This window comes from Arthrobacter sp. Y3225116, from assembly GCF_059091245.1.
Map to the genome: position 1 here is coordinate 1 of NZ_JBNHGL010000624.1, position 265 is coordinate 265.

Genomic DNA, 265 nt, shown 5'->3' on the forward strand with positions numbered 1-265 from the left:
CCATTCGCGGTTTTTCCGGACGATCGCGACGGCGCGCGGGTCCTGGCCGGCGTACCGTCCCTCCACGGCCGCGGCGTTCTGGTCCCAGTCGGCAAACTCCGGGTTGTCCTGGCCGAGCATCAGCTGCAGCCGGGCATCGAAGACGCGGCAGACGTCACGGACGTGGGCGGCGTACTCCAGCACCGACCACGTCGAGTCGTCGGGGCGGACGTGGGCGCCGGGCTCCGCCAGGGCCGCCTGCCAGCGGGGCACCGTGGCCAGCACC

1 pseudogene is annotated in these 265 nt (G+C 73.2%); it reads right to left on the reverse strand.

Annotated elements, in window-relative coordinates:
- Positions 1–265, reverse strand: a pseudogene (locus tag AC5RV2_RS19265) (DinB family protein); the annotation flags it as partial.